This is a genomic window from Rhizobium ecuadorense (assembly GCF_001187535.1).
GTDB classification, from domain to species: Bacteria; Pseudomonadota; Alphaproteobacteria; order Rhizobiales; family Rhizobiaceae; genus Rhizobium; species Rhizobium ecuadorense.
Map to the genome: position 1 here is coordinate 110283 of NZ_LFIO01000381.1, position 26408 is coordinate 136690.

General features: G+C 61.4%; 24 protein-coding genes. 11 read left to right on the forward strand and 13 right to left on the reverse strand.

Features of this window, described 5'->3' with window-relative positions:
• Positions 1 to 45: 45 nt before the first annotated feature.
• The 7 genes from AF337_RS08745 to AF337_RS08775 all read right to left on the reverse strand — a co-directional run bounded on the left by AF337_RS08745 (position 46) and on the right by AF337_RS08775 (position 7434).
• Positions 46 to 1686 (reverse strand): dihydroxyacetone kinase subunit DhaK, encoded by a 1641-nt coding sequence (locus AF337_RS08745; RefSeq protein ID WP_049731830.1) that lies wholly within the window; start codon positions 1684 to 1686, stop codon positions 46 to 48.
• Between the two features lie 53 nt (positions 1687 to 1739).
• Complete coding sequence (locus tag AF337_RS08750; protein ID WP_049731831.1) at positions 1740 to 2768, reverse strand: ABC transporter ATP-binding protein; 1029 nt, start codon at positions 2766 to 2768, stop codon at positions 1740 to 1742.
• Positions 2761 to 3858 (reverse strand): ABC transporter ATP-binding protein, encoded by a 1098-nt coding sequence (locus AF337_RS08755; protein WP_049731832.1) that lies wholly within the window; start codon positions 3856 to 3858, stop codon positions 2761 to 2763. The genes AF337_RS08750 and AF337_RS08755 overlap by 8 nt, the downstream gene beginning before the upstream one ends.
• 3 nt (positions 3859 to 3861) lie before the next feature.
• Complete coding sequence (locus tag AF337_RS08760; RefSeq protein WP_049731833.1) at positions 3862 to 4074, reverse strand: hypothetical protein; 213 nt, start codon at positions 4072 to 4074, stop codon at positions 3862 to 3864.
• On the reverse strand, positions 4071 to 5024 hold the full coding sequence (locus tag AF337_RS08765; RefSeq protein ID WP_049731834.1) for a carbohydrate ABC transporter permease: 954 nt from the start codon (positions 5022 to 5024) through the stop codon (positions 4071 to 4073). Before AF337_RS08765 ends, AF337_RS08760 begins: the two co-directional genes overlap by 4 nt.
• Positions 5021 to 5989 carry a carbohydrate ABC transporter permease gene (locus tag AF337_RS08770; RefSeq protein ID WP_049731835.1) on the reverse strand — a complete coding sequence of 323 codons (969 nt, stop codon included), beginning with the start codon at positions 5987 to 5989 and terminating at the stop codon, positions 5021 to 5023. Before AF337_RS08770 ends, AF337_RS08765 begins: the two co-directional genes overlap by 4 nt.
• Before the next feature lie 119 nt (positions 5990 to 6108).
• Positions 6109 to 7434: an ABC transporter substrate-binding protein gene (locus tag AF337_RS08775; RefSeq protein ID WP_012484181.1), complete on the reverse strand. Its 1326-nt coding sequence runs from the start codon at positions 7432 to 7434 to the stop codon at positions 6109 to 6111.
• Between the two features lie 533 nt (positions 7435 to 7967).
• Between AF337_RS08775 and AF337_RS08780 the strand changes: the two genes are divergently transcribed.
• The 5 genes from AF337_RS08780 (at position 7968) to AF337_RS08800 (ending at position 14357) form a co-directional block, all read left to right on the forward strand.
• On the forward strand, positions 7968 to 9413 hold the full coding sequence (locus tag AF337_RS08780; RefSeq protein ID WP_049731836.1) for an MFS transporter: 1446 nt from the start codon (positions 7968 to 7970) through the stop codon (positions 9411 to 9413).
• A gap of 231 nt (positions 9414 to 9644) precedes the next feature.
• Positions 9645 to 10709 (forward strand): histidine kinase dimerization/phosphoacceptor domain -containing protein, encoded by a 1065-nt coding sequence (locus AF337_RS08785; RefSeq protein WP_049731837.1) that lies wholly within the window; start codon positions 9645 to 9647, stop codon positions 10707 to 10709.
• Between the two features lie 83 nt (positions 10710 to 10792).
• Entirely contained in the window at positions 10793 to 11344 is a 552-nt protein-coding gene (locus AF337_RS08790; protein WP_049731838.1) for a DUF924 family protein, read from the forward strand.
• A gap of 90 nt (positions 11345 to 11434) precedes the next feature.
• A complete protein-coding gene (locus tag AF337_RS08795; RefSeq protein ID WP_049731839.1) occupies positions 11435 to 13978 on the forward strand; it encodes a mechanosensitive ion channel family protein in 2544 nt (847 codons plus the stop codon).
• Positions 13979 to 14090: 112 nt separating this feature from the next.
• Positions 14091 to 14357, forward strand: coding sequence for a hypothetical protein (locus AF337_RS08800; protein ID WP_049731840.1), 267 nt, complete (start codon positions 14091 to 14093; stop codon positions 14355 to 14357).
• Between the two features lie 6 nt (positions 14358 to 14363).
• Here the strand turns inward: AF337_RS08800 and arsC are convergent, their stop codons facing one another.
• The 4 genes from arsC to AF337_RS08820 are packed head-to-tail and all read right to left on the reverse strand — an operon-like array spanning position 14364 to position 16679.
• Positions 14364 to 14786 carry an arsenate reductase (glutaredoxin) gene (gene arsC / locus AF337_RS08805; RefSeq protein WP_049731841.1) on the reverse strand — a complete coding sequence of 141 codons (423 nt, stop codon included), beginning with the start codon at positions 14784 to 14786 and terminating at the stop codon, positions 14364 to 14366.
• 2 nt (positions 14787 to 14788) lie between these two features.
• Complete coding sequence (gene arsB, locus AF337_RS08810) at positions 14789 to 15862, reverse strand: ACR3 family arsenite efflux transporter (protein WP_049731842.1); 1074 nt, start codon at positions 15860 to 15862, stop codon at positions 14789 to 14791.
• A 5-nt stretch (positions 15863 to 15867) separates the two neighbouring features.
• On the reverse strand, positions 15868 to 16326 hold the full coding sequence (gene arsN2, locus AF337_RS08815; protein WP_049731843.1) for an arsenic resistance N-acetyltransferase ArsN2: 459 nt from the start codon (positions 16324 to 16326) through the stop codon (positions 15868 to 15870).
• Positions 16323 to 16679 carry an ArsR/SmtB family transcription factor gene (locus tag AF337_RS08820; RefSeq protein WP_049731844.1) on the reverse strand — a complete coding sequence of 119 codons (357 nt, stop codon included), beginning with the start codon at positions 16677 to 16679 and terminating at the stop codon, positions 16323 to 16325. Before AF337_RS08820 ends, arsN2 begins: the two co-directional genes overlap by 4 nt.
• A 42-nt stretch (positions 16680 to 16721) precedes the next feature.
• Between AF337_RS08820 and AF337_RS08825 the strand changes: the two genes are divergently transcribed.
• The 3 genes from AF337_RS08825 (at position 16722) to AF337_RS08835 (ending at position 18557) form a co-directional block, all read left to right on the forward strand.
• Complete coding sequence (locus tag AF337_RS08825; RefSeq protein WP_049731845.1) at positions 16722 to 17246, forward strand: DUF6428 family protein; 525 nt, start codon at positions 16722 to 16724, stop codon at positions 17244 to 17246.
• Between the two features lie 118 nt (positions 17247 to 17364).
• The gene (locus AF337_RS08830) at positions 17365 to 17868 is read left to right on the forward strand and encodes a DinB family protein (protein WP_049731846.1); all 504 of its coding nucleotides are present in this window, start codon (positions 17365 to 17367) and stop codon (positions 17866 to 17868) included.
• A 20-nt stretch (positions 17869 to 17888) separates the two neighbouring features.
• Positions 17889 to 18557 (forward strand): TetR/AcrR family transcriptional regulator, encoded by a 669-nt coding sequence (locus AF337_RS08835; RefSeq protein ID WP_049731847.1) that lies wholly within the window; start codon positions 17889 to 17891, stop codon positions 18555 to 18557.
• Here the strand turns inward: AF337_RS08835 and AF337_RS08840 are convergent.
• The gene (locus AF337_RS08840) at positions 18486 to 19469 is read right to left on the reverse strand and encodes a hypothetical protein (RefSeq protein ID WP_049731848.1); all 984 of its coding nucleotides are present in this window, start codon (positions 19467 to 19469) and stop codon (positions 18486 to 18488) included. The genes AF337_RS08835 and AF337_RS08840 overlap by 72 nt on opposite strands.
• Positions 19470 to 19720: 251 nt before the next feature.
• Between AF337_RS08840 and AF337_RS08845 the strand changes: the two genes are divergently transcribed.
• On the forward strand, positions 19721 to 20551 hold the full coding sequence (locus tag AF337_RS08845) for a response regulator (protein WP_049731849.1): 831 nt from the start codon (positions 19721 to 19723) through the stop codon (positions 20549 to 20551).
• A 186-nt stretch (positions 20552 to 20737) separates the two neighbouring features.
• Complete coding sequence (locus AF337_RS08850) at positions 20738 to 22069, forward strand: diguanylate cyclase (protein ID WP_049731850.1); 1332 nt, start codon at positions 20738 to 20740, stop codon at positions 22067 to 22069.
• Positions 22070 to 22124: 55 nt separating this feature from the next.
• On the opposite strand, the gene AF337_RS46475 is transcribed toward AF337_RS08850, so the two are convergent.
• Complete coding sequence (locus AF337_RS46475) at positions 22125 to 23147, reverse strand: GlxA family transcriptional regulator (RefSeq protein ID WP_049732036.1); 1023 nt, start codon at positions 23145 to 23147, stop codon at positions 22125 to 22127.
• A 411-nt stretch (positions 23148 to 23558) separates the two neighbouring features.
• Here AF337_RS46475 and AF337_RS08860 point away from each other — a divergent pair, with 411 nt between their 5' ends.
• Positions 23559 to 26351, forward strand: a complete 2793-nt coding sequence (locus AF337_RS08860; protein WP_049731851.1) for a DEAD/DEAH box helicase family protein — start codon at positions 23559 to 23561, stop codon at positions 26349 to 26351.
• Positions 26352 to 26408 lie beyond the last annotated feature (57 nt).

Consider the following 26408-nt stretch of genomic DNA (forward strand, 5'->3'; position numbering starts at 1 on the left):
TCCCTATCGCCGCATCTGCCGCACGGCTCACAAACTTTACTCCGGTCAGGCGAAGCTTGCCACCACGCCGAACGCGCCGGCAACCGCGACGGCACCGGGATCGGCAACGCCCACCAGATCTCGTTCGCCGACATAGGAGGCGCGTCCGGCGCCTGCCTTCGTCATCGCCTTGGTCGACTCCGCACCTGCTGCTGCGGCGCTCGCCGCTGCGGCGACATCGCCGGAGGCGAGCGCCTGCAGGGCAGGCGACAGCGCATCGACCATCGTCCGGTCGCCGACTGCGGCGCCGCCATAGAACGTCATCCTGTCGAGTCCGGCAAGGAGTGCGGCGGCGAGGTCGGCTTTGTCAGCCATGGCCTTTGCCGCAGCGGTGAAGAAGATCGACAGCAGCACGCCGCTCGATCCGCCCATGCTGGTGCCGAGGATATCGCCGAGCGAGGCAAGTGTCGCCGCCGGCCGGTCGAGCGGCAGCGTGTCGAGGCGGGCAAGCACACTGCGGGCGCCTGTCGCCACCGTCGAGCCGGTATCACCGTCGCCGACGCGGCCGTCCAGCCGATTGAGTTCGCTTTCCTGCGAGATAAGATGCTCGCAGAGCGCCGTGATCAGGCGGCGGTTGCGGGCGTTCTCCCCGGCCACAACAGCGCCGTTCAATTCGGCCGCCGTCCTCGGTGCGGCGATGATCCGGATCTCGTGGCGTTCGACGGCCGGCATCCAGGCATGCGGCTCGACCGCTGCCATCAGCGCCGCCTCGCGAGCGCCATCCAGCCCGATCAGCGACAGCGAGAAACCGTTCATGTTGAGCGCGGTCATCATCGGCCCCGGGCCGATGATCATCCGGACGTGGCGGCCAAGCGGCGAGGACAGCACGGCATTGGCAATCACAGCCATTTCGAGCGGCGGCACCGCGCCGAGATTGTTGATGAGGAGGGCATGGCTTGCCCCCTCGCGCAGCGCGGGCGACAGGCGGGCCACCATGGTGGCGACGATATCGGCGACCGGCTGCAGCGTGATGCGCTCGACGCCGGGCTCGCCGTGGATGCCGAGGCCGAGTTCGCCTTCGCCCTCGCCGAGGCGGTCCTCATGCGCCTGGCCGGGCACGCTGCAGGTGGAGAGAGACACGCCGAGCGAGACGATGTCGCCGGCAGCAGCTGCGGCGTGGGCGGCGACCGTCTTCAGGTCGTCGCCCCTTTCGGCGTGATAGCCCGATATCTTATGAACGAACAGCGTGCCCGCGACGCCGCGCGGCTGGTTGATGCCGGGAATGGCGATGTCGTCGGCGACGATGACCATCTCGACGTCGAAGCCCTCGGCGCGCGCCTTTTCGGCGGCAAGGCCGAAATTCAGGCGGTCGCCGGTATAGTTCTTGACGATCAGCAGCGCGCCCTTCGGGCCGGTCACGGCGCGGATCGCCGTCAGCACGGCATCGACGCTCGGCGAGGCGAAGATTTCGCCGGATACGGCTGCTGTCAGCATGCCCTTGCCGACGAAGCCGGCATGAGAAGGCTCATGGCCTGCGCCGCCGCCTGAGATGATCGCCACCTTCGATTGGTCCCAGTCTGCGCGCAGGATCACCTTGATGTCGGGAAAGCTGTCGAGGCGGGCGAGACGATCGCTGCCGCTCGTCAGAAGCAGACCGTCCAGAGCTTCGGTAACGATGCTTTCCCTGCGGTTGAAGAAGTGTTTCATCGATTGAGACCCGTCTGTTTGTTTTTCATGCCGTTGTCATGCCTGTTTGGCGGTCAGGACAGGCGCTGTCCAGCCGCATCGAAATAAAGCGGATCGCGCAGCGTCAGGCTGATCCGGTCGCCCGGCGCGATCGACCGATATGGATCTGCAAGTGTGACGAGCTTGTGATCGCGCGCAGGCTGCCTGGGATCGGCAACCCTGATGTGCAGATGGTTCTGGTCGCCGAGATGCTCGATCCAGTCGATCTCGGCATTGGCATCCTTGCCGACGATGATGTCGAGATGCTCGGTGCGGGCGCCGACCGTCTTCGTGCCGGCCGGCGGCTTGCCGCCCGGAAGCAGGTCCGCCGGCAGAAGGTTGATATGCGGCTGGCCCAGACGGGCGGCGACATGCAGGTTGGCGGGATTGCTGTAAATCTCGCGCGGCGTTCCCACTTGCATCAACCGCCCCTCGGCAACGATGCCGATGCGGTCGGCCATGGTCATGGCTTCCACCTGGTCGTGGGTGACATAGAGCAGCGTCGAGCCCAATTCCTTCTGGATGCGCTTCAGCTCCAGGCGCAGTTCGGCGCGCAGCTTGGCGTCGAGCGAGGAGAGCGGCTCGTCCATCAGATAGATCGCCGGCCGGCGCACCAGCGCCCGGCCGATGGCGACACGCTGCATCTCGCCGCCGGAAAGCCTGGTCGAGCGGTTCTCCAGCTTGTGGTCGATCCGGACCATACGCGCGACCTCGCGCACGCGCCGGTCGATCTCCTCCGCGCTCAGCTTGCGGACCGGCGCCTTCAGCGGGAAGGCGAGGTTTTCGTAAACCGTCATGTGCGGATAGAGCGAATATTGCTGGAAGACGAAGGCGACGTCGCGCTCGGCGGGCGCTTCGGCGGCGACATCGCGGCCGCCGATCTCGATGCGGCCGCCATCCGGCTTTTCGAGGCCGGCGATCAGCCGCAGCGTCGTGGTCTTGCCGGCGCCCGTGGGACCTAGCAGCACGACGAACTCGCCATCGCGGATCGACAGATCGAGATCGGCCAAGGCCTGGGTACCGCCGAAGCGCTTGTTGAGGTTTCTGAGGACGACATCAGCCATGCCGGGTCTCCTGATAGAGCTGGGATGGGACCGCGCGGCCCGACGTGCAGTCGAAGAGCGCGAGTTTTTCCGGGTTGAATTCGAGGCCGACGGTCTCGCCGATCCGGAAGCTGCGATTGGCGGGAACGCGGGCCTTGATCAGGCCGCCCCGGGTTTCCACGGCCACGACCTGGTTGGTGCCGAGATATTCGCTGCCATAGACGGCGCCGCGCAGCCGCGAGGCGTCGCTGAAGCGGATATGCTCCGGCCGCACGCCGAGCGCCAGCGCGCTTTCGGCCATGTCCTGATGGATCTCGGGAACGGCGACATCGACGCCGTCGAGCAGGATGGAGCAGTCACCGCTTTTCAGGCCCGAGGTGAAGCGCATGAAGTTCATCGGCGGCGAACCGATGAAATCGGCGACATACATGGTCGCCGGCTTGGCGTAGATTTCCTGCGGCGTGCCGAACTGCTCGATGACGCCATGGTTCATGACGGCGATCTTGTCGGCCATCGCCATCGCCTCGTGCTGGTCGTGGGTGACGTAGACTGTCGTGGCATGGATGCGGTTGTGCAGTTCGCGCAGTTCATGGACCATGATCTCGCGGAACTCGGCGTCCAGCGTGCCGAGCGGCTCGTCCATCAGGAAGCATTTCGGCCGCCGGACAATGGCGCGGCCGAGTGCCACGCGCTGCCGGTCGCCGCCGGCGAGGCCCGATACCGACCGGTCGAGAATATGATCGATCTGCAGCAGCCGAGCGGTCTCTTCGACGCGCTGACGGATTTCGGCCTTGGCCATGCCCTGCGACAGCAAGGGGAAGCCGATATTCCTGCGCACGTTCATATGCGGGTAGAGCGCGAAGAGCTGGAAGACGAAGGCGATGTCGCGGGCGCTGGCGCGGTTGAAGGTGACGTCCTCGCCGTCGAGATAGATCTTGCCGCTGCTCGGCAGCTCGAGGCCGGCGATCATGCGAAGCGTGGTGGTCTTGCCACAGCCCGAAGGCCCGAGCAGCGCCAGGAACTCGCCGTCATGAACAGTGAAGTTCGAATCCTGGACGGCGACGAAGCTGCCGAACTCCTTGCGGAGATTTTCGATACGGATATCCGCCATGGTTCACTCCGGGAATTTCGAGACGATGATGAACATGACAGTGCCTGCAAGCAGGGTGACCAGCGAGTAGGTGTAGAGCACCAGCAGGAAGGGCTGGAACAGCATCAGGAAGCCGAGCCCGATCAGCGCGGTGGCAATGGCCTCCATCGGGCCGCGACGCAGGAAGAACGGCCGTTTCGGACGGGCAGGGGTGCGTGTTTCGATCAGGTGGGTCATTTGCGGACGGCTCCGAAGGTGATGCCGCGCAGCAGCTGCTTGCGCAATAAAATGGTGAAGACGAGGATCGGGATCAGGAAGATCGTCGTGCCGGCGGCAACGGCCGGCCAGTCCTGCCCGCCTTCGCCGATGATTGTCGGGATGAAGGGCGGCGCGGTCTGCGCCTCGCCCGAGGTCAGAAGGGCGGCGAAGGCATATTCGTTCCAGGCGAAGATCAGGCAGAATATCGCGGTGGCAGCGATACCGGTCGTGGCCTGTGGCAGCACCACCTTGCGGAAAGCCTGCAGCCTCGTATAGCCGTCGATCATCGCCGCTTCCTCGTATTCGCGCGGGATTTCGTCGATGAAGCCTTTGAGCAGCCAAACGGCGAGCGAGACGTTGACGGCAGTATAGAGCAGGATCATACCCACGGCCGTGTCCGACAGGCCGAGCTCGCGATACATCAGGTAGATCGGGATGGCGACGGCGATCGGCGGCATCATGCGCGTCGACAGGATGAAGAACAGCAGGTCGTCGGCAAGCGGCACCTTGAAGCGCGAGAAGCCATAGGCGGCGAGCGTGCCGAGGAAGACCGCGAGGAAGGTGGAGCCGAAGGCGATCACCAGCGAATTGACGAAGCGCGGCACGAAATTCGACGGACCGGCGATCACCATGTTGCGCTTGCGCGTCACCTCATCGCAGGCGCCGACCGGCGCCGGCAGCGAAGCGATATAGTCAGGGGTCTGCCGGGTGCGCGTCGTGAACAGATTGCAATAGCCTTCCAGAGACGGCGTAAAGACGATCTTCGGGGGATAGCTGATGGAATCCGGCGGCGACTTGATGCTGGTCAGGAAGATCCAGACGAGCGGGATGAGGGTGATCAGCGCGTACAGCACGACGATCGTCCCGGCGATGCGCTTGCTGGAGGGGCTCGGTACGACGACCGAATGGGCTGAGTTGGCGGCGCTCATCGTTGCTTCACCTTGTTCAATGCCTTGACGTAGATGTTGGCGAGGCCGAAGACCGCGACGAAGAGGATGATGGCGAAGGCCGAAGCCCGGCCGGTCGCCCAGCTTTCGAAGGCGGTGCGCTTCAGCGTGATCGAGGCGACCTCGGTAACCGAACCCGGCCCGCCGCCGGTGAGCAGCGTCACCATGTCGAACATCTTGAAATTCTCGATGCCGCGGAAAAGCACGGCGAGCATGATGAAGGGCAGGGCCATCGGCACGGTGATCGACCAGAATTGGCGCCATGGCGAGGCACGGTCGACTTCTGCCGCCTCGTAGATATAGTCGGGGATCGAGCGCAGGCCGGCGAGGCAGATCAGCATCACATAGGGCGTCCACATCCAGGTATCGACGATGATGATCGCCCAGGGTGCCAGCGTGACGTTGCCGAGCATCTGGATATCCGAGGTCGGAATGCCCGATACCAGCGAGACGGCATAGGCGAAGAGGCCGATCTGCGGCTCGTAGAGAAAGCGCCAGAAATTGCCGACCACGGCGGGCGACAGCATCATCGGGATCAGAATAATCGTCGTCCAGAAGGCATGGCCGCGGAACTTGCGGTCGATCAGATATGCGAGGGTGAAGCCGATCACCGTCTGCAGCACGATCGTCCAGAACACGAAATGCGCGGTGGTCTGCATCGCCTGCCAGATATCGGGATCGTTGAGAACGCGTTGGTAGTTTCCAAGGCCGACGCCCTCGACCGGCGCATTCGGCCGGTTGGCGCGGTAATTGGTGAAGGAGAGATAGACCGCCCAAAGCAGCGGGAAGATGTTGATCGCCAGCAGCAAGGTGATGGCCGGCGCAATGAACAGCCAGGCGATCGCCCTGTCGGAGAGGCCGCGGACGCGCCGGGCGACCGAGACCGGCGTTGCCCTTGCTGTCGCATTGGCCGCCTTCTCGACAATGGAGGAATGGGAAATGGTCAATTTTTCACCCGGTCTATTGCGATATGGAAGATCTGGCGGCCCGGCTCGTCTGCCGATCCGGGCCGCCATCCTGGTGAGGATGGCGCGCAGAGGGTTGCCGCCTGTCCCGTCGTCCGGCACTAGATCTTGCCGTCGTCCTTGAAGACGTCGCTCCAGTCTTTCACCAGGCCGTCGAGCGCTTCCTTGGCGGTGCCGTTGCCGGCGACCACGTAGTTATGGACCCGCTTCTGCATGGCCTGCAGCAGCGACGCGTAGCTCGGCTCGGCCCAGAAGTCCTTGACGATCGCCATCGAGTCCAGGAAGGCCTGGGCATAGGGCTGGCTCTTGGCAAAATCCGGCGCGTTGACGACGGAGTTGAGGCAAGAGAACCCGCCGAGCTCCCACCATTTGGCCTGCACATCGGGCTGTGCGAACCATTTGATGTATTGCAGGGCGGCGTCGCGTTTGTCGGAATAGGAGACCACCGAGATGCCCTGGCCGCCGAGCTGGGCGAAATGCGCCTTTTCAGCCGGATTGGGGAAGAAGCCGATCTTGTCGCCGCCGACCTTCTCGTCCTTGTAGAGCCCGGGCCAGGTGAAGGCGAAGTTCATCTGCATGGCGACCTGGCCGGATTTGAAGGCGTCGGCGGATTCGACCATGTAGACGTTCGAGCTGCCGGGCGGTGTGCAGCAATCATAAAGGGACTTGTAGAATTCCAGTCCCTTGACCGCATCGGCCGAGTTGACGAAGCCTTCCATGTCGTAGGGCTTCTTCGGGTTCTCGTACTGGAAACCCCAGTCGTAGAGGACGTTGGTCACGCCCATGGTAATGCCTTCGGAACCGCGCTCTGTATAGATCGAGGCGCCGTAGACGGTCTTACCGTCAATCTCGCGCTTCTGGAAGAATTCTGCGATCTGCTTCAGTTCGTCGTAGGTCTTCGGGGCTGCGAGATCATGGCCGTATTTCGCTTTGAATTCCTTCTGCAGTTCCGGTTTTTCGAACCAGTCCTTGCGGTAGGTCCAGCCGACGACATCGCCCATGGCAGGCAGTGCCCAGTAGTTCGGTGTGTTCTTCGGCCATTCCGAGTAGCCGACGACCGTCGCCGGCACGAAGTCATCCATCTTGATGCCTTCCTTGTCGAAGAAGTCGTTGAGCTTGACGTAGTGGCCGTTCTCGGCCGAGCCGCCGATCCACTGGCTGTCGCCAATAATGAGATCGCAGAGCTTGCCGTGGGAATTCAGCTCGTTGAGGAAGCGGTCGGCATAACTCGTCCAGGGAACGAATTCGAACTTCATCTGCGTGCCGGTCTTGGCGGTGAAGTCCTTCGACAGCTCGACCAGCGCATTGGCGGGGTCCCATGCGGCCCAGCACAGCGTCAGTTCATCGGCTTTGGCGAGATTGGGCAATGCCGACGACATAACGAATGCCGCAGCCAGCCCCAAAAGGGCTTTCGATGTTTTCTGCATAAGGTCCTCCCAGAACCAAGGGCCGGCTCCCCGCCGGCGTCGCATGTTCACCCATTTCAGAGAATGCTCACATGAACTCCTCAATCATCATGTTTAGCAATATGTTTAGTGATAACTCTTTTTATAAACATTGCAAGCGGCAATCGTTGCTGCAGTGCACAGGAGACTCGCCATGCGGACGAGAACTTTGCGGACCAATCGCATCGCTTTCCGGAAATTTCCTTCGCGAGTGTACCGATACGGCGAAATCTGGCCTCGCTGCGCAACGTACCTCAGGCTATGGACGTCACGCCGCTCCTGTTTTCCCGGGAGCGGTTCAAACTTGGCCTCGCTCCGGCGGGGCCTTTTTCTTACGCGGGCCGCCACATCGGGAATATTCCCGCGCAGTGCGAGATTTAGCCTTTCAAGCCTGAGGCAACGAGCGTATGCACCCGGTGCGCGGTTCGTATCCGCGTATCCCCGCGCGGCAGATCTCCGATCGGCTTCCTTCCTGTTTTCCTGCCGCGGTATCCAGAATTTTCATTGGCAGATCGATGGCAGCGGCAGAGACGAGCGAGAATGAGCAAGAGGCGGCAAGCGGCCGCCAGGCGAAGATCGTGGCGCTGGTCGTTGCCGTTTCCTTCTTCATGCAGATCCTCGACGGCACGATCGTCGCTACCTCGCTGCCGCAGATGGCGGCGAGCTTTAACGTTCAGCCGGTGTCGATGAGCATCGGCATCACCGTCTACATGCTGACGATGGCCGCTTTCATTCCGCTGTCGGGCTGGCTCGGCGACAGGTTCGGTGCGCGCCGTATCTTCCTGATGTCGATCGCCGTCTTTACCGCCGCTTCGCTGTTCTGCGGGCTGTCCGGCAGCCTCACGGAATTCGTGCTTTGGCGCGCCGTCCAAGCTGCGGGCAGCGCGCTGATGACGCCGGTCGGGCGCATCATCGTGCTGAAGAACGCCCGCAAATCCGAGCTCGTCCAGGCGATCGCGCTGATCACCTGGCCGGCGCTGACCGCACCCGTGGTCGGCCCGGTGCTCGGCGGCTTCATCACCACCTATGCCAGCTGGCACTGGAACTTCCTCATCAACATTCCAATCGGCATTCTCGGCATGGGCCTCGCGCTGCGCTTCGTGCCGGAGCAGCGGGAAATCGATCCCGGCCGGCTTGATCTCGTCGGCTTCGTTCTGAGTGCTGCAGGCCTGACCTTCCTGCTCGCCGCCCTGGAGCTTTCGGTCAAATGGGACGGCGGGCTTTTGCCCGTCACGCTTATGCTTGCAGCCGGTATCGTGCTGTCTGTGATGGCGATCCGACATTTCCTCGCCGTCGATAATCCGCTGCTCGACCTTTCGGCCTTCCGCGTCCAAACCTTCTCGATGTCGACGCTGTCGGCGGGCACGGCCTGCAGGGTGGCGATCAATGCGACGCCGTTCCTGCTGCCGCTGCTGTTCCAGCTCGGTTTCGGGTTGAGCTCGATTGCCGCCGGCACCTATCTGCTCGTCTATTTCCTCGGCAATCTCGGCATGAAGACGGTGACGACGCCGCTCCTGCGCTTCTTCGGCTTCCGCACTGTGTTGGTGCTCAATGGGCTGATCGCGGCGCTTTCGATCGCCGCCTGCGGTTTCCTCACGCCGGATACGCCGCAGTTTGTCATCCATGCGCTGCTTTTCCTTGCCGGCCTGTCGCGATCGATGGAATTCACCGCGCTGAACACGCTCGCCTTCGCCGATATCGGCCCGGCGCAGCGAAGCTCGGCCTCGACGCTGTCGAGTATGCTGCAGCAGGCGTCGATGCTGCTCGGCGTCGCGGTGGCCGCGGCCGTGCTCAATATCGCCTCTGCTCTCAGGGGCGCCGACAATCCCGCGCTTGCCGATTTCCGCTGGGCTTTCGTCGTGGTCGGCGTGATCGGCGTCATCTCGTCGCTGCGCTTCCTGCAGCTGCCGTCGGGGGCGGGTGCCGAAGTATCCGGCCATCGGAAATTCCAGAAAAATTAGCCTGCCTGCGGAACCAATCGGGCCGCTCGGCGCATCGGCATTTCTTTTCAACCTTTCCGTTTCCCGATCTCCTTCAACGGCTTCCCGTCATCCTCCCTCTGCGCCGCCTGCGACAAGGGCGAGGGATAACCCGCTGTTTACCGCAGGCGGCCAATGCAATAGGACATTGCCATGCGGGCGACTCGGACGCTTGCCGGCGGTCGTCGCTGCGAGAGAAAGCCGGGAGACGGAATGAGCAATTCTAGCGGCGATGCGGATGCCCTGATCCACATCCTCTATATCGATGACGACGAGGGGCTCGCCCTCTTGATGCAGAAGAACCTTGGCCGGCGCGGCTTTTCGGTCGAATGGGCCGAGAACGGTGCTGCCGGCCTTGCCAGGCTCGGCGAAGGCGGCTTCGACGCCGTCGTGCTCGATCATGTCCTGGCTGACGAGACCGGCCTCGACATTCTGCCCTGCATCACGGCGCTGCCGGATCATCCGCCGGTTATCTATGCGACGGGTTCGGACGATACCAGCATCGCGGTCGCGGCGCTCAAGGCCGGCGCCGACGACTACATGCTCAAGGGGGTCTCGGCCGATTATTTCGACCTGCTCGCCGCTGCCCTAGAACAGGCGCTGGAGCGGGCGCGTTTTCGCCGCGAGACGGCGCAGGCGCAGGAGGTGATCCGCCAGCAGCGCGACCTTGCCGAAATGCTGCTTGCCGAGGTCAATCACCGCATCGCCAACAGCCTCGGCCTCGTCGGCGCGCTGATCCGCATGCAATCCTCGATGACCAAGGACCAGGTGGCGATCGATGCGCTGCACGAAACGCAGATGCGCATCAACGCCATCGCCAGCGTGCACCGCCGGCTCTATACCAACCGGCAGGTCGGCTCGGTGCAGGTCGACGAATATCTGGACAGCCTGCTCACCGAACTCGAAGCCTCGATGCGCGACGACAAGCGGCCGCATCGCATCGTGCTGACTGCCGAACCGGTCAATCTGGCGACCGACAAGGTGATCACGCTCGGGCTGATCGTCAGCGAACTCGTCACCAATGCCTTCAAATATGCCTATCCGGACCGCGTGCCGGGCGAGATCCGCGTTTTTGTCGATCAGACGGACGAGGCGCTGAGGCTTGTCGTCGAGGATGACGGGGCGGGGTTCGATCCGGAGGGCCCGGCGAGGGGAACCGGGCTCGGCGCACGTATTCTGACGGCCATGGCTGCGAGCTTGAAATCGGATTTCGCCTATGATCCCGGACATGACGGGACAAAGGCGACGCTGGTGTTTTCGTTGGGCGAGGAGAAGTAGGGGCGCACTTCACACAATTATCTGTTTCTCTACAATATCTTACCGACATCGCATTATCAAACATAACGTTAGGGAAGTCGAACATGACGACGATCCGTACGCCGCGGGAAGTTTACGATTTCTGGTTTGTCCGATGCGGCCGGGAGCTGTGGTTCCGGCCACCGGCGGAGCTCGACGTCGAGATCCGCGAGGGTTTTCGCGAGACGCATCTTGCCCTTGCCGCAGGCATCAGTGACGAGTGGCGGGCGGATGCCGAAAGCCGGCTTGCTGCCGTCATTGTGCTCGACCAGTTTTCCCGCAATATTTATCGCGGCACGCCGCTAGCCTTTGCGACCGATGGGCTGGCGCTTCGAGAGGCCAAGCTCGCGCTTGCCGCCGGCGCCGACCAGGCGGTCGAGACCGCCTGCCGCACCTTCTTCTATCTGCCGTTCGAACATGCCGAAAACCTTGGCGAGCAGAAACGCTCGGTGGCATTGTTCAGCGCCCTCGGCGACGCGGAATATCTGGATTATGCGATCCGCCATCGCGATGTGATCGCCGCCTATGGCCGCTTTCCGCACCGCAATGCCATGCTCGGACGGGAGTCGACGGCTGGGGAGCGCGATTATCTCTCCAAGCCCGGCGCCGGCTTCTGAACCTTTCCAGGAGTTTCCGCCATTCTGTCGCCTTTCTTTGCTAGGAAAAGCTGGAATTCCATCCCGACGACAACCTTTCCGGAGGCGCTTTTGCCGCTGAGGTCCATCCTGCTTCGCACCATTCTTCTCGTGACGCTGGCGTTTGCCGGCGCGCATTTCGAGGGTGCCACGGCCTTCGCGCAGGAAGCGCAGACACAGGCAGCGCAGACACAGGCAGCCGCGCCGGCACCGGTGGATACGCCGTTCGACCAGGCAGCGAAGGAGATCGAGAAGGCGAAGACGGAGCTTGTCGCCCTTCAGGACAGCGTCAAAGGGAATGCGGACAATGACGATGCCCTGGTCGGGCTTGCGACCAAGGCCGACGAACTCAGCCGCGCCGTCATCACCATATCGGTCAATCTCAGGCCGCGTTTCGACCAGATCAAGAACCGGCTTTCCGAGATCGGCGATCCGCCGAAGGATGGCCAGCCTCCCGAAGCCGAGATCGTCACCCAGGAGCGCAACGCGCTCGCCGCCGAGCGGGCGCAGATCAATGCGGTGACGGGCGACGCCGAAAACCTGTCGATCGCGGTGACGAAGCTCGTCAACGAGATCATCGAGATGCGGCGGCGGCTTTTTGCCGACACGCTTTTCAGACGCACCGAGATCTCCGTCTCGGTGCTTGATGATGCCGCCGGCGCTTTCGTGCACGAGACCGGCGAATTCTCGCAGGCTTTGTCGAGCTGGACCTCTTTCGTCTGGAAGTTCAAGCGTTTCCCGCTGTTTGCCGCGATCTTCCTGTCTCTCGCTTCGGCGCTCATTCTGCTCTCCGGCAGCTACCGACTGTTCGGCGCCTATCTGCGCCGCGACGAGGCGATCGAGAACCCGTCCTATATCGGCCGGCTGTCGATCGCCTTCTGGTCGACGCTGATCCGCACGCTGGCACTTGCGGTCCTGCTCGTCACGTCGTTCTTCTTCCTCAACAGTTTCAATGTGCTGCGGCCCGACATTGCGCCGGTCATCGGTGCGCTGTTCGGGACGATCGGGCTCGTCTATTTCGTCGGCCGCTTCGTCAACGCCATCTTCGCGCCGCACGAACCGCACTGGCGGCTGGTGCGGCTTTCCAATCTCGGCGCACGCTCGATCGGCTACTGCCTGCTGGCGATGGCTATCATCAACGGGCTCGATTATTTCTTCGGCTCCATCGGCGAAGCGATGGGCTCGCCGCTGGTGCTGACGGTCGTTAGAAGCCTGATCGCCGCATTGATCATCGGCATGATCCTGATCGTGGCCTCCTTCGGCAAGCCGATGCTGGCGAAGAACGGCGATCCCGATGCTCCGGGCCGGCATTGGCCGCGCGGCATGGCGATCATCCTGCGCGTCGTCGGCGCCGGCCTGATCGTCACGGCGCTTGCGGGTTACGTCGGGCTGGCGCGCTTCGTCGCCACCCAGCTCATCATCACCGGCGCTGTCGTCGCCACCATGTATGTCGGCCTGCTTTCCGGCAAGGCGATCTCGCGGCAGGAAAGCTTCGGCGATACCTTCTTCGCGCGCTTCCTGACGCGCCGCTTCAATCTCGGGCCGGTGGCGATCGACCAGGCCGGCCTGCTCGTCGGCCTTGCCATCTATGCGGTGGCGCTCGTCGTCGGCGTGCCGTTGATCCTGCTGCTCTGGGGCTTCCATGTGCAGGACCTGCAGCTCATCGCCTACCGGCTGTTCACCGAGGTCAAGCTCGGCGGCATCAGCATCTCGCTGCTCGGCATCTGCACCGGCATCCTGCTGTTTGCCGGCGTCTATCTCCTGTCGCGCTGGCTGCAGCGCTGGCTCGACAGCAATGTGATGGCGCGCAGCCATGTCGATCTCGGCGTGCGCAATTCGGTCAAGACGGGCATCGGCTATCTCGGCGTCGGCATGGCGGCGATCATCGGCGTTTCCTCGGCCGGCATCGATCTGTCCAGCCTGGCGCTCGTCGCTTCCGCGCTTTCGGTCGGCATCGGTTTCGGCCTGCAGAACATCGTCTCCAACTTCGTCTCCGGCCTGATCCTGCTCGTCGAGCGGCCGTTCAAGGTCGGTGACCATGTCGTATCGGGCACGGCCGAAGGCATCGTCAAACGCATCTCGGTGCGCGCCACCGAGATCGAGACCTTCCGCAAGCAGTCGATCATCGTGCCGAATTCGGAGCTGATCAACGGCCTGGTCGGCAACTGGACGCACCGCAACAAGATTGGCCGCTCGGAAATTCCGGTTTCTGTCAGCTACGATGCCGATCCGCAGCAGGTGATGGATATTCTGCTCGAGCTGACGGCCAAGATACCGCTCGTCATGCGCAATCCCGAGCCGCAGGTGGAGTTCCTGCGCTTCGGCCCCTATTCGCTTGATTTCGAGCTGCGCTTCTTCCTGGCAGACATGGGCGACGGCATGACGGTGCGCAACAATCTGAGGATCGAGATCCTCCGGCGCTTCAAGGCCGAGGGCATCGAGATCCCGCTGCCGCAGAGCGACCTCACCATCCATCGCGATGCCGCGCCGGTCCTTGCCAATGCCGCCAAGGAGCGGACGGACGGCCAGGACGATCCAAAGAACAAGCCCATCGAGGACGAGGAGCGGCCGGTGCGGCAGCTGCGTGGGCGGACTGCGGATGGCCTGAAGAGCTGAACGGCTCATTCAGCCATCATTCACAGGTCTATGTGCATGATCTCCACCATCGGGATTGCTGCCGAGGGCAGCACCGATCGTTCGAGGGGAGGGCGCGCCCGCGCCGCCGCACATGATGGCAAGGTTTGCCGCCGTTCTGCTTATCCCGCTGCTTGCCGCGCCCGCGGCGGAAGCCGCATCCATCACCAACACCGATCCGGCAGCCGTGGTGCTCGTCATCACCGAGAGCGGCCAGCGCGTCGAAGTCGTGGTCGATGCCGGCGCTTCGGAAAACCTCTGCGCCTCCGGCTGCTTCATGACGACGCCCGACGGCGACCGCATCGGGCTCGACGGCGGCGAGACGATCGAAATCGTCAAGGGCTCGGCCGTCGTCAAGTAAGCGGGATCAGACGATCCGCTTGCCCGCGGCGTCGAGCACTTTCTCGCCGTCTTCCTTGGTGAAGGCGCCCTTGTGGGTCTCCGGCAGGATTTCCAGAACCAGCTCGGAGGGCCGGGACAGACGGGTGCCGAGCGGTGTCACGACGAACGGCCGGTTGATCAGGATCGGATGCGTGAGCATGGCGTCGAGCAGCTGGTCGTCGGTCAGATCGGGATTGTCGAGGCCGAGGTCGGCGTAGGGCGTATCCTTCTCGCGAATGGCTTCCCGCACGGTGAGGCCGGCATCGGCAATCATCCGGGCCAGTTCCTGACGCGACGGCGGGGTTTCCAGATAATCGACGACGGTGGGTTCGATGCCGGCATTGCGGATCATCGCCAGCGTGTTGCGCGAGGTGCCGCATGCCGGGTTGTGGTAGATGGTGACGTTCATGATCAGGCTTTCGTCGTTGAGGTGATTTTCGAAGCGGACACCGAGCGCACAGCTGCGCCGCGCTCGTACCAACCTTTGCTCCGGTTGACGATCCAGACCACGGACAACATCACGGGCACCTCAATGAGCACACCGACGACGGTGGCCAAGGCTGCACCCGAGTTGAAGCCGAACAGGCTAATGGCCGCCGCAACGGCGAGTTCGAAGAAATTCGATGCGCCAATCAGCGCTGATGGTCCGGCAACGCAATGTTCCTCGCCGGTCGCCCGGTTCAGCAGATAGGCCAGTCCCGAATTGAAGTAGACTTGGATCAGGATCGGAACGGCCAGCATCCCGATCACTGCGGGCTGCGCGATGATCTGTTCACCCTGGAAGCCGAACAACAGCACCAAAGTTGCCAGCAGCGCCAAAAGCGAAAGCGGCTGGAGAATGTTCAGGAGGCGGTGGAGGGAAGCGGCCGAGCCACCGGCGAGGACACTTCGGCGCAGAAGCTGTGCGGCGGCGACCGGTAGCACGATATAGAGCACCACGGAAATCATCAACGTGTCCCAAGGTACGGTAATCGCCGAAAGACCGAGTAGCAGTCCGACGATCGGGGCGAAGGCGACGACCATGATGGCGTCGTTGAGCGCCACCTGAGACAGCGTGAAATGCGGCTCACCCTTGGTAAGGTTCGACCAGACGAACACCATGGCGGTGCAGGGTGCAGCTGCGAGGATAATCAGGCCTGCGATGTAGCTGTCGATCTGGTCGGCCGGTAGCATCGACCGGAAAAGATAACCGATGAACACCCAGCCGAGCAGCGCCATTGAAAAGGGCTTCACGGTCCAGTTGATGAGGAGGGTCACACCAATTCCGCGCCAGTGGCGGCCGACCTGGCCCAGCGCCGCGAAGTCGATCTTGATCAGCATTGGAATAATCATCAGCCAAATCAGTGCCGCCATCGGAATATTGACCTGCGCAATCTCGGTCGATCCAATGAGATGGAACACGCCGGGCATCAAATGCCCAAGAGTGACGCCGACCGCAATGCAGAGAAACACCCAGACGGTGAGATAACGTTCAAAGCTGGACATGGTCGTTATCCCTCCAACGTTTTGGCGAGCAATAGTGCTGAGGCTGGGCACAGGCTAATTGCTTGGCGGGTTTGCAGGATAGCGGCGGGTGCTCTCGCGCGGTCGATCGGCGTGAAGCCAAGCGTCTCAAAGAACGGAGCAGCGTTGGTGGTCAGCAGGTAGGCGGTGCGAGCGCCCTCTGCGTAGGCGCGTCTGAATAGGAGATCGGTAGCACGGCGGCCTAGGCCTATGTGACGATTGGCCGGGGTAATGACCACGGATCGCAAAAGCACACTGTCTCCATACAATTCATATCCACAATAACCCACGGTATCGACGCCCTGTGCAATTCGGAAAAAAGTCCGCCCGGTTTCGTCAATATCATCAGTCGGGAGGTCGGCGCTTTCGAGGGCGCTGCGTAGGTCGTCTTCATGTCCCGCAATTGGCAGGAGCGCCAGCAAGGTGTCGATTCGGTCCGCGGTCATTGGAATTTCCCCTCAATTTTAGGGGAACAACAGGCGGCGACCTTCGCGGCAGGTGCGCAGATCTCGGGGTTTCCACCGCAGCAATCTTCCATCAGAAAGCGGATCAAGCCGCCGAGCCTCTCATAATTGGCGGTGTAGATGATCGAGCGGGATTCGCGCTGCTGGGCAATCAGGCCGGCCCGTTCCAGCTCCTTCAGATGGAAGGAGACGTTGGATGGCGAGACCTCCGCCTTTTCGGCGATGGCGCCCGCCGCCATTCCGTCCGGACCGGAGACAACCAGCATGCGGATGATGTGCAGGCGCGTTTCCTGCGAAAGCGCGCTGAATGCGGCGAGGGCTTGACGTTGATCCATATTTCAATAATCCTTGAATAATTGAAATGAGGATTAGCCGATATGAACGCTATCGACAACCGAAAAATCCAAGAAAACGATATCAGCCTCGGCACACTGCTCGATATGCTCGCCGGTCAAAAGGACGTGCCGCTGATTTTCTACTACGATGGGGAGCCGGTGAAATCAGGCTACCATATCACCGAGGTCAAGGCGGGCCAATTCGCGGGTCTCGATTGCGGCGCCAATCCCGAGGCTTGGACGGAGATCTTCATCCAGCTCTGGGATATCGAGGAAGACAACCGCAAGCACATGCCGGCCGGCAAGTTCTGCGCCATCGTCCGCAAGGTGACGGAGCATGTGCGGCTCGACGCTTCGGCCAAGCTCACCTTCGAAGTCAGCAACGGCGTGCGGCCGATGCAGCTCTATTGCGCGGCGATGCCGGTTCTCCGCGCCGGCGCCGTGCATGTGGCGCTTTCACCGCGGCCGGCAAGCTGCAAGCCGCGTGACCGGTGGCTTGCCGAAGAAAATAGGCAGGCCGCGGCCTGCTGCGGCCCATCAGCGGCAGGAAGCGCCTGCTGCGCCTAAGAAGGGACGAAATAGCGACTTGACGCGGCAGATCATCCATTGACTGACCATCAGTCAGTCGGATAAATGGAGGCGCCGGCGACATGTCGGCGCCGCCCGTTTCATCCCGGAGATCGCCATGAGCGCCAAGACCCTGTTGAACTCCCTGTTCCGCTACAAAGCCAGCGCCGACGGCGAGCTTCTCGACGCGCTGAGCGCGCTCGGCGAGGAGGCGCGGTCGGATGTGTTTCGGTCGGCCCTTCGCGTGCTCAATCATGCCCACCTCGTTGACCGCATCTTCGCCGCCAATCTTCAGCGGCTGGATCATTCCTTCACCGCGAGCTGGAGCAGCGAAGCGCCGCCATTGGCGCAGCTGGCCTCCGATATCCGCGAGACGGACCGCTGGTATATCGACTACACCGCGCGCATAGCGCCTGACGAAATGGAGGAGGTCGTCGGCTTCACCTTCACCGATGGCGGGCGCGGGCGTATGTCCCGCGAGGAGATGCTGGCGCATGTGGTGACGCATGCCGGTTATCATCGCGGCGAGGTCGGCCGGCTGCTGCCTGATATCGAGAGCACCGCGATGCGCGACGTGTTTACCGGCTACCTGCACAGGGCCGATCCCGCGCGCCGTCAATGAGCGCGAATCCAGTCCCGCCGATGTCGATCGATCCTGTTGCAAAACCGAGAACCAAGCCTGCTGAAGAGCGGCGCGACGAACTGATGCACTCGGCCGAGCGGCTTTTCATGGAGAAGGGCCTGGAGCAGACCACTATCGAGGAGATCACGGCCGGGGCCGGGGTCGCCAAAGGCACCTTCTACCTGCAGTTTTCCTCGAAGGCCGATGTTCTCCTGGCACTGCGCACTCGTTTCGTGCAGGGCGTGCTCGATGGCATCGTCGCGGCGGTCGCGGAACGACAGCAAACGGATTGGCGCGGCAAGCTCGCCGCCTGGTCGATGGCATGCGCCACCGGCTATCTCGACGCGGCCGGGCTGCATCATCTGGCCTTCGTGGCCGAGCCCCCGGCAACGCGGGAAGGGCTTTCGCGCAACATCCTGATCGACCATCTGAGCGAACTGCTCGCCGCCGGGGCAGGCGGGGATGGCTGGTCGGTCGATGATCCCGGCTTTACGGCGGTATTCCTGTTCAATGCCCTGCATGGCGTCGTCACTCAGCCGATCGGCGAGACACCGGCTGATCGCGCCGAATTGCTGCGCAAGATCGAGGCGCATTTCCTGCGCACGCTGGGCTTGGCGTCAGGCATCGATTGCGAACTGAGCGTCCCACCATTTGAGCACCCGCATCGCACGGAGCGTGATCCATCGTGAGGGCTCGCCTTGCCCGTCGTCGACATCGAACCACACACGCCCCGGCAGGCTCCAGTCGAGCGGCCAGCGGCCGTCCTGAAGGCGCCGGGAGCGCAGATGCTCGATCGCCTCGCCGAGGCGCGGATCGGGAGCGGCACCGGTCAGGATGGCACTGGCGCGGAAATAATCGAGGGCGCGCAGGATGTCGTAGCGCCAGCGGTTCGGATGCAGGAACTGCAGGAAATTTTTGTCGGCCGGCTCGCCGGTGCCGAGACGGCAGAAGAGGTGACGCTCGAGCAGGAATTCCTCGCCCGTCCGGCGCGCCTCGCGAGATCGTAGCGTGCCGCCGGTCCATTTCTCGAGCTCCAGCAGTCCCTCCAGCACATTGATGGTGCTGGCGAAGGAGGAGCGGTGAGAGCCGTTGATCCTCTCGCAGTTCCAGCCGCCGTCGTCGAGACGCTCGCCGACCAGCCTGTCGACGATCGGCGAGACATCAATGCCGAAATAAGCGCCGTCCGCGACGGTGCGACCGTTGATACATTCTTCGACTTCGCCTTGCCAATAGGGCTGGCCGCCTTCTTCCCAACGGGCATTGGCGCCGATCAATTCGACGGTGCGTCTGGCCTGCTCGCAGGCGGGATCGAGACCGAATTCCCTGAGTTGCGACAGCGAAAAGGTCGTGGCCGTCCACGGCTGGCCGTGCTCGCGCCACTCCTGGGGATCGAAACCGGCGGGCAGGAAGGCGCCGCCCGCCCATTGCCCATCCTCGTCCCGGCAGGCAAGCAGCCTAGCGCCCCAACCTTCGGTCTCGACTTTCGCCCGCTCGGCCATCCAATTTCGCTCCGGGGCGTCAAGCAGGTCGCGCATCACCTGCCACCGGATCGACGGGTCGGAATCGAGGAGCCATTCGATCACCGGTTCGGATTGGGTCATGGGGGAACCTCTCGGAGGGTCGGTCGCAGCGTGTTTATAATCGCTTCGCAGGGTGATGGCTGATCGGTGTGCCCTGCGGCTGGAGTTGATCGGCGTACCGCGGCTGATTTCTTAATCATATCTGCAAGAAATCCGAGGCAGCCTCTTCCGGCCGCTTCTTCGGTTCATATCCAGGCGCGCCGATTAATAATTACTCAAATCAATTGATGTACCAATTTGATCCGGGGACAGATTTACATCAAAGGTTTGCTATGGCGTTTCTAGGTATTTCGGGGATGCAATATTCCGGGGAGATGTTTGCCGGTGCGCGTATTATTGTCGCGGAAGATTCCAACGTATTCACCTCGATGATCAGCAAACGTCTCAAGGAGCTGTTCGACATTGACGTCGAGATCTGCCGCAGCTTCGAGGATCTGCAGTTTTCCTACGACAAGTCTTCCGATCCGATCACGCTGGCAATCTCGAACATCAACCTGCCGGGCGCCGAAAACGGCGAGGCGCTCGAATATCTGGTCGATCTTTCCATACCCACAATCGTCTTTACCGGCACCTTCCATGAAAGCATGCGCGACAAGCTGATGGCCAAGGACATTGTCGATTATATCCTCAAGGACAACATCTTCGCCGTCGACCTTCTGGCGGAATCGATCTGCCGGTTCCTGACCAATCATCGTCACCACGTGCTGATCGTCGACGACAGCGCGACGGCCCGCGCGCTGTTGTCGAGCCGGCTGAAACGCTACAATTTCCGTGTCAGTACCGCCGAGAACGGCGCCAAGGCGCTGGAGATCCTGAAGGCCAACCGCGATATCGGCCTGATGATCACCGACTACAACATGCCCGACATCGACGGCTTCGAGCTGACGCGGCGCATTCGCTCCAATATCGGCTCGCACGAGCTGCGCATCATCGGCGTTTCCTCCTCCTCGAACCGGTTGCTTTCGGCGCGTTTCCTGAAGGCCGGCGGCAATGATTTCATGCTGCGCCCGTTCATCGACGAGGAGTTCTACTGCCGCGTCAACCAGAACCTCGACACGCTGTTGCAAATCCAGTCGATGCGCAAGGAGCGGGCGGTTGCCTGACGGCCCTTCCAGTATCGGCGTCGCCACAGGCGCGGAGACGACGGCAGTACACCGTCGTCGAATTTCTGCAATTGCAAGTAACGCCGCTATTTGTCCCCTTCACGCGCGCAGGCCTCTCGGTTATCGTTCGCCCCGCCGGGAAGAGGGCCGAGTCGAGGCCATCGGACGCATGGGAGATTAGCGGCTGTGGCTTTTCAAGCGGATTTTCAGCGGGATGGCATCGGGCTCCGCTCCGGGGGGCTCAAAATACTTCTGGTTGAAGATTCCCGGATGTTTTCCGCCGTGCTTTGCCATCGGTTCCAGACCGAACTGGGCCTTGCGGTCAAATCCTGCCCCTCGCTAAAGGCGCTTCGCAAAGAACTTGCCGAGGACGGTCACGGCTACACCATGGCTGTCGTCGATCTCAACCTGCCGGATTCGCCCTATGGCGAAGCGCTCGACTGCACGATCGAGCACGATATCCCGGCAATCGTCTTCACCGCCACGTTCGATCTCAACACGCGCAACAAGATCATGGAGCGCAATGTCATCGATTACGTGCTGAAGGACAATGAATTCGCGCTCGACAATCTGGTCGCCACCGTCCGCCGCGCGATCTCCAACCGCAAGACGCGGGTGTTGGTCGTCGATGATGTCGTCTCCGCGCGCCGGGTGCTGGTCGATCTGCTGAAGGCGCAGCAATATCTCGTCGTCGAGGCAAGCTCAGGGCTTGAGGCGCTGGCCGCTCTCGAGGCCTACAGCGATATCGAACTGGTCGTCACCGACCACCACATGCCCGATATGAGCGGCTATGAACTGACGCGGCGTATCCGCCATCGTTTCGGTTCCGACAGGCTGCGCGTCATCGGCGTTTCCGCCTCCAACGACCGCATGCTGTCTGCCAGTTTCCTCAAGGCCGGCGCCAGCGATTTCGTCTACCGGCCTTTCGTCGCCGAGGAGCTGCAATGCCGCATCGCCAACAATGCCGAGACGCTGGCGCAGATGCGGCAGCTGAGGGCGGCGGCGGCCTGCGACTACCTGACCGGCCTCTACAACCGCCGCTATTTTTACGACAACGGCCCGAAGCTGGTGAACGAGTGTCTGCGGCTGAAAGTGCCGAGTTCGGTGGCCATTCTCGATATCGATCATTTCAAGCGGCTGAATGACACCTATGGCCACGAGATCGGCGACAAGGTGCTGAAGGCTGTCGCAAACAGGCTGTTCACGATCTTCGACGGCAGCGACAATCTTCTCTCGCGGCTTGGCGGCGAGGAATTCGCCATCCTTTTCCCGCAGATGGATTCCCTTGCTGCGACCAAGCTTTGCGACGAAATTCGCTCCGACATTTCCCGGCTGAAAGTCACCGCCGACGACGAGGAACTCGGCGTCACGATTTCGATCGGCATCGCCGAAATCGAGGGCTACGAAACCTTCGAAAACTATCTCAACGCCGCCGACCAGTTCCTCTATATGGCTAAGCACAGGGGCCGCAACCAGGTCTATTCCGACGCCAGGATGACGGAAGAAGCGGCGCAATAAGGTATTCAGGCGAGGCGCCCCCCTTTCATGTCAGGCGGCGCGCTCTTTCAAACTCTCAGGCCGCGACCGCCTGCTGGCGCGCGGTCGCCATGGTCATCTTGCGCTCAGCGCGCTCCTGCTGCGGCGAGCGATGGTAGAGTTCGCGATAACACTTGGAGAAATGCGAGGCCGAGACGAAGCCGCAGGCGACCGCGACCTCGACAACGGGCATCGAGGACTGCACCAGAAGATGGCGGGCACGGTCGAGGCGGATTTCCAAATAGTAGCGGGCCGGCGAGCGGCCCATCTCCTGGCGGAACAGCCGCTCGATCTGGCGGCGCGAGAGGCCGGCACCGTCGGCGATCTCGATCAGCGACAGCGGCTCGGCCAGATTGCCTTCCATCAGTTCGATGATCGACAGCACCTTGGCGTTCTGCACGCCGAGACGGGCGCGAAGCGGCAGGCGCTGGCGGTCGTGCGGGTTGCGCACGCGGTCGGTCAGGTGCTGTTCGCAGATGCGGTTGACGAGGCTTTCGCCGAAATCCTCGCCGACGAGGTTCAGCATCATGTCGAGCGAGGCGGTGCCGCCGGCGCAGGTATAGAGATTGCCGTCGATCTCATAGAGATCGGCATAGACTTCCGCCTGCGGAAAGGCTTCCGAAAAGCCCGGCAGGTTTTCCCAGTGGATGGCGCAGCGCTTGCCGTTCAAAAGCCCTGCCTGGGCCAGCACATGCGCGCCCGTACAGAGGCTGCCGACGGCGACGCCGCGATTGTAGCATTCGCGCAGCCAGGCATTGACCGACTTGTTGTTGAATTGCTCGACATCGATGCCGGAACAGACGAGCACCATGCCCGGCCGGTTTTCGCCGCCGAGATGGCGGCGCTCCTCGGCGAGCGAGGAATTCGCCTCGACGCCGATGCCGCAGGAGGAATAGACCTTCTCCCCGTCGAGGGAGGCGAGCCGCCAGCTATAGGCCTGATAGCCGAGCATGCGATTGGCGATGCGCAAAGTGTCCACGGCCGCCGAAAAGGGCAGCATGGTGAATTGCGGTACCATAAAGAAGACCAGCGAACGCTTCTTGATCTGCATCCTGTTCATAGCGAAATCCATGCTCGAGGAACGATGACATATTCGTTGCGCGGAATGCGTCGCGCCGATGTCCTGAAAGCGACACTGACATGGAAAAATGCGGCCGGGAAGAGCAAATATGCGACATTGACCGCGTTTTGACCGGTTAAACCGCTGGAATAGGGACGGGCCGGATGCGGGTTGCGTTATAGAGGACTGAAATTCAAGTCTGAAGACGGCTGAGGAACGAATGGGCGCGCACGAAAAAGGCGGCGTTGCGTGATGCTGACGCCGCCCTCATCTTGGGAGGCGGATGCCGTTGAAACTTCCTCTAGACACTGACGTTGCATGAACCACGCCAAGATGATGCAATGCCACTGAAGAATTTTAGTCGCAGTTTTCACAGTGGCTCGTCGCATTTAATCTAAAGGGCAGAATTGAATGAAGGACCTCGCTTTTCAGGGCACCTGGCGAGCTTATCAGCAGAAGATACTTGATGATCTGACAAATCTCATGAGCGATGATGGTTTGCATATCGTCGCAGCGCCCGGCTCAGGCAAAACGATTTTGGGCCTTGAAGTGATGCGCAGGCTTGGTGAGGCGACCTTGATCTTGGCCCCGAGCAAGACCATCAGGGATCAATGGTCGCAGCGGCTACGCATGATGTTCCTGCCCGCCAATGCTGGTGAACCGGACTGGATTTCTCATGATGTAAGAGCGCCTCGCACTATCACGATTATCACCTATCAGGCTCTGCATGCGGCGTTCTCGGGTCATACGGCCGAGGAAGAAATTATAGACAGTGAAGAGGAGGGCAGCGACGGCGTGCAATCCGTCGAAACGGGCAAGCAGGAGACGGAGAGGGCGAGAAAGAAAATCATCGCGAAGCTGCGCGAAGAGAAGGTTCGCACCCTTGTGCTCGATGAAGCGCACCACCTTAGAAACGAGTGGTGGAAAGCGCTGACGATGCTCAAGGAAGCATTGGGCAAGCCCACGGTCGTAGCGCTAACCGCTACACCGCCCTATGATGTGGATCCCCTGGAGTGGGACCGTTATCAGGCGCTTTGCGGGCCGATCGACGGTGAAATTTCCGTGCCGGAACTTGTGCTGCAAGGCGATCTTTGCCCGCATCAGGACTATGTCCACTTCAGCCTGCCGAGCGAGTTGGAAGCACAGAAGCTGGCAGAGTTTCGCGCGCAGATCGGAGACTTCATCGAGGCGCTGCTCAAAAGTGCAGAATTCAAGCAGGCAATTCTGCACCATCCATGGATTACCCAGCCGCTCGAGAATGTGGAGCATATACTGGATGATGCACGCTTTTTCTCCAGCATGCTGGTCTTCCTGAATGCGCAATATGTCGACTTGCCGCAATCGACTCTCGACATTCTCGGCGTCAAGGCGCGCGAAATACCGGATCTGACGCTTGAATGGATAGAGGTGTTGCTGAACGGCGTCATCTACACCTATCGCAACGATTTCGAAGAAGCGGAACAAGTACTCCGCCTCCAAGAAGGCAAGCTGAGGGACATCAGGGGAGTCGAGCACGGCAGAGTGCGGCTAACGGATGCGCGGTCGGTTCAGAAGCTGCTGGTATCGAGTGTCAGCAAGCTCAACGCGATCGTCGATATCACCCGGCTCGAAAGCGCGTCGATGCGTGACGAACTCCGTATGGTTATCCTTTCCGACTACATCAGGAAGGATGCGTTGCCCACCGGCCCCGCGGACCTTCCGCCCATCGAGAGGATGGGTGTCGTGCCGATCTTCGAGACGCTGCGGCGGTCCGGACTTGATCTCAAGCTCGGAATTCTGACCGGGAGTCTCATTCTCATTCCGGCGGAATCAAAAGTAATTCTTGATGAGATCGCAGGCCATCTTGGCATCGGTAGGGAACATATCCGTTACCAACAAACGGCATTCGATGCCGGCTTTCTAGCCGTTGAAATCAGCGGTGCCCTGAGCCGCAATAGCGTTCATATGATCACCGAATTGTTCAATCGCGGTGGGATCACGGTTTTGGTCGGCACGCAGGCATTGCTGGGTGAAGGATGGGACGCCCCCTCCGTAAACACTTTGATACTGGCAAGTACGGTGGGATCATATGTACTCTCCAATCAGATGCGAGGCCGCGCCATTCGCACAGACCCCCGAAGCCCTCAGAAGGCCGCGAACGTCTGGCATCTGGCGGTCATCGACCCTGAGAAGTTTGAGCAGAGAATACCGCTGCGGTTCGGGAGGAAATCGACCGATAGAAAGGCGCCCGATCCATTTGATACCATGACGATAGACTTGGGCAGCGACGTCGATGCGCTGAAACGCCGATTTTATACCTTCGAGGGTTTGTCCTTCGGTGAGCATCCGTCGATCGAAAGCGGCTTTCACCGGCTGATGCTCGGTGCCGCAAAATGGAATGCGCGGGGTGTCGACGACATTAACAAAATAATGGAACGCGGCGCTGCAGACCGCGAATCACTGAAAGTCCGATGGCATAGCGCGCTGCGTAGCTATCGTGCTTTTCCGAGGATGCAGGAAACATTGGAAAGCAACTATGCCCCCAAGGGGCTGCTCAACTGGAATACGACCAAATTTCTTTATGCGCAAAGCGCCGCCCTTGCGGGAATGATCTTAAGCGCATTCCTGGACACGCTTTCGGATATGGATATTCGTTTACTCGAACAACTGGCGCTGTTCCTATTCGTTATGTTCTCAATGATGGCTATCTATTGTTTGCCGGGCGCATTCAAAGCCAGTCTGTTGCTGCTGCGGAATGGCTCCCTTGAGGGAAGCATGAAGCAGGTGGGGAAAACCGTTCTGGAGACGCTGCATAATATGAGCGTCATAAGGAGCGAGCTTGGAAAAATGAGCGTCGAGGCAACGCTCGACCAAAACGGCATCATTTACTGCCGGCTTGAGGGTGCTACGACGATCGAACGATCTCACTTTCTCGACGCTCTGCGAGAAGTTCTCGTTCCACCACAGAATCCTCGCTACATTCTCGTCAGGTCGTCAAAATTCTGGCGGCTGAACCGGGTGGATTATCATGCAGTCCCTTCGATCATCGGTCGGAAAAGGGAGGATGCCATGCATTTCGCCCAGCTGTGGGATCGCTACGTCGGCCCTTCGGATCTCGTCTACACGCGCAGCGCACAGGGCCGCCTGACGCTACTCCAATTTCGCGCGAAATCGTTTGCTTCGGCATTTACCAGGAAAACAGATAGAGTCAGCCGTTGGGAGTGAAAGCCGGGGCGAATCCTACGCGTTCTGAAGATGGAAAAGGCGGCGCCGCTTGATGCA

Excerpts from the sequence above, each read along its gene's own strand:
- AF337_RS08745 (WP_049731830.1), bottom strand. The coding sequence starts at position 1,686 with ATGAAACACTTCTTCAACCGCAGGGAAAGCATCGTTACCGAAGCTCTG.
- AF337_RS08820 (WP_049731844.1), bottom strand. The coding sequence starts at position 16,679 with ATGGATCAACGTCAAGCCCTCGCCGCATTCAGCGCGCTTTCGCAGGAA.
- AF337_RS08830 (WP_049731846.1), top strand. The coding sequence starts at position 17,365 with ATGAGCGCCAAGACCCTGTTGAACTCCCTGTTCCGCTACAAAGCCAGC.
- AF337_RS08755 (WP_049731832.1), bottom strand. The coding sequence starts at position 3,858 with ATGGCGGATATCCGTATCGAAAATCTCCGCAAGGAGTTCGGCAGCTTC.
- AF337_RS08845 (WP_049731849.1), top strand. The coding sequence starts at position 19,721 with ATGGCGTTTCTAGGTATTTCGGGGATGCAATATTCCGGGGAGATGTTT.
- AF337_RS08840 (WP_049731848.1), bottom strand. The coding sequence starts at position 19,469 with ATGACCCAATCCGAACCGGTGATCGAATGGCTCCTCGATTCCGACCCG.
- AF337_RS08835 (WP_049731847.1), top strand. The coding sequence starts at position 17,889 with ATGTCGATCGATCCTGTTGCAAAACCGAGAACCAAGCCTGCTGAAGAG.
- AF337_RS08760 (WP_049731833.1), bottom strand. The coding sequence starts at position 4,074 with ATGACCCACCTGATCGAAACACGCACCCCTGCCCGTCCGAAACGGCCG.
- AF337_RS08800 (WP_049731840.1), top strand. The coding sequence starts at position 14,091 with ATGATGGCAAGGTTTGCCGCCGTTCTGCTTATCCCGCTGCTTGCCGCG.
- AF337_RS08765 (WP_049731834.1), bottom strand. The coding sequence starts at position 5,024 with ATGAGCGCCGCCAACTCAGCCCATTCGGTCGTCGTACCGAGCCCCTCC.
- AF337_RS08790 (WP_049731838.1), top strand. The coding sequence starts at position 10,793 with ATGACGACGATCCGTACGCCGCGGGAAGTTTACGATTTCTGGTTTGTC.
- arsN2 (WP_049731843.1), bottom strand. The coding sequence starts at position 16,326 with ATGACCGCGGACCGAATCGACACCTTGCTGGCGCTCCTGCCAATTGCG.
- AF337_RS08780 (WP_049731836.1), top strand. The coding sequence starts at position 7,968 with ATGGCAGCGGCAGAGACGAGCGAGAATGAGCAAGAGGCGGCAAGCGGC.
- AF337_RS08785 (WP_049731837.1), top strand. The coding sequence starts at position 9,645 with ATGAGCAATTCTAGCGGCGATGCGGATGCCCTGATCCACATCCTCTAT.
- arsC (WP_049731841.1), bottom strand. The coding sequence starts at position 14,786 with ATGAACGTCACCATCTACCACAACCCGGCATGCGGCACCTCGCGCAAC.
- AF337_RS46475 (WP_049732036.1), bottom strand. The coding sequence starts at position 23,147 with ATGAACAGGATGCAGATCAAGAAGCGTTCGCTGGTCTTCTTTATGGTA.
- AF337_RS08825 (WP_049731845.1), top strand. The coding sequence starts at position 16,722 with ATGAACGCTATCGACAACCGAAAAATCCAAGAAAACGATATCAGCCTC.
- AF337_RS08775 (WP_012484181.1), bottom strand. The coding sequence starts at position 7,434 with ATGCAGAAAACATCGAAAGCCCTTTTGGGGCTGGCTGCGGCATTCGTT.
- arsB (WP_049731842.1), bottom strand. The coding sequence starts at position 15,862 with ATGTCCAGCTTTGAACGTTATCTCACCGTCTGGGTGTTTCTCTGCATT.
- AF337_RS08860 (WP_049731851.1), top strand. The coding sequence starts at position 23,559 with ATGAAGGACCTCGCTTTTCAGGGCACCTGGCGAGCTTATCAGCAGAAG.
- AF337_RS08750 (WP_049731831.1), bottom strand. The coding sequence starts at position 2,768 with ATGGCTGATGTCGTCCTCAGAAACCTCAACAAGCGCTTCGGCGGTACC.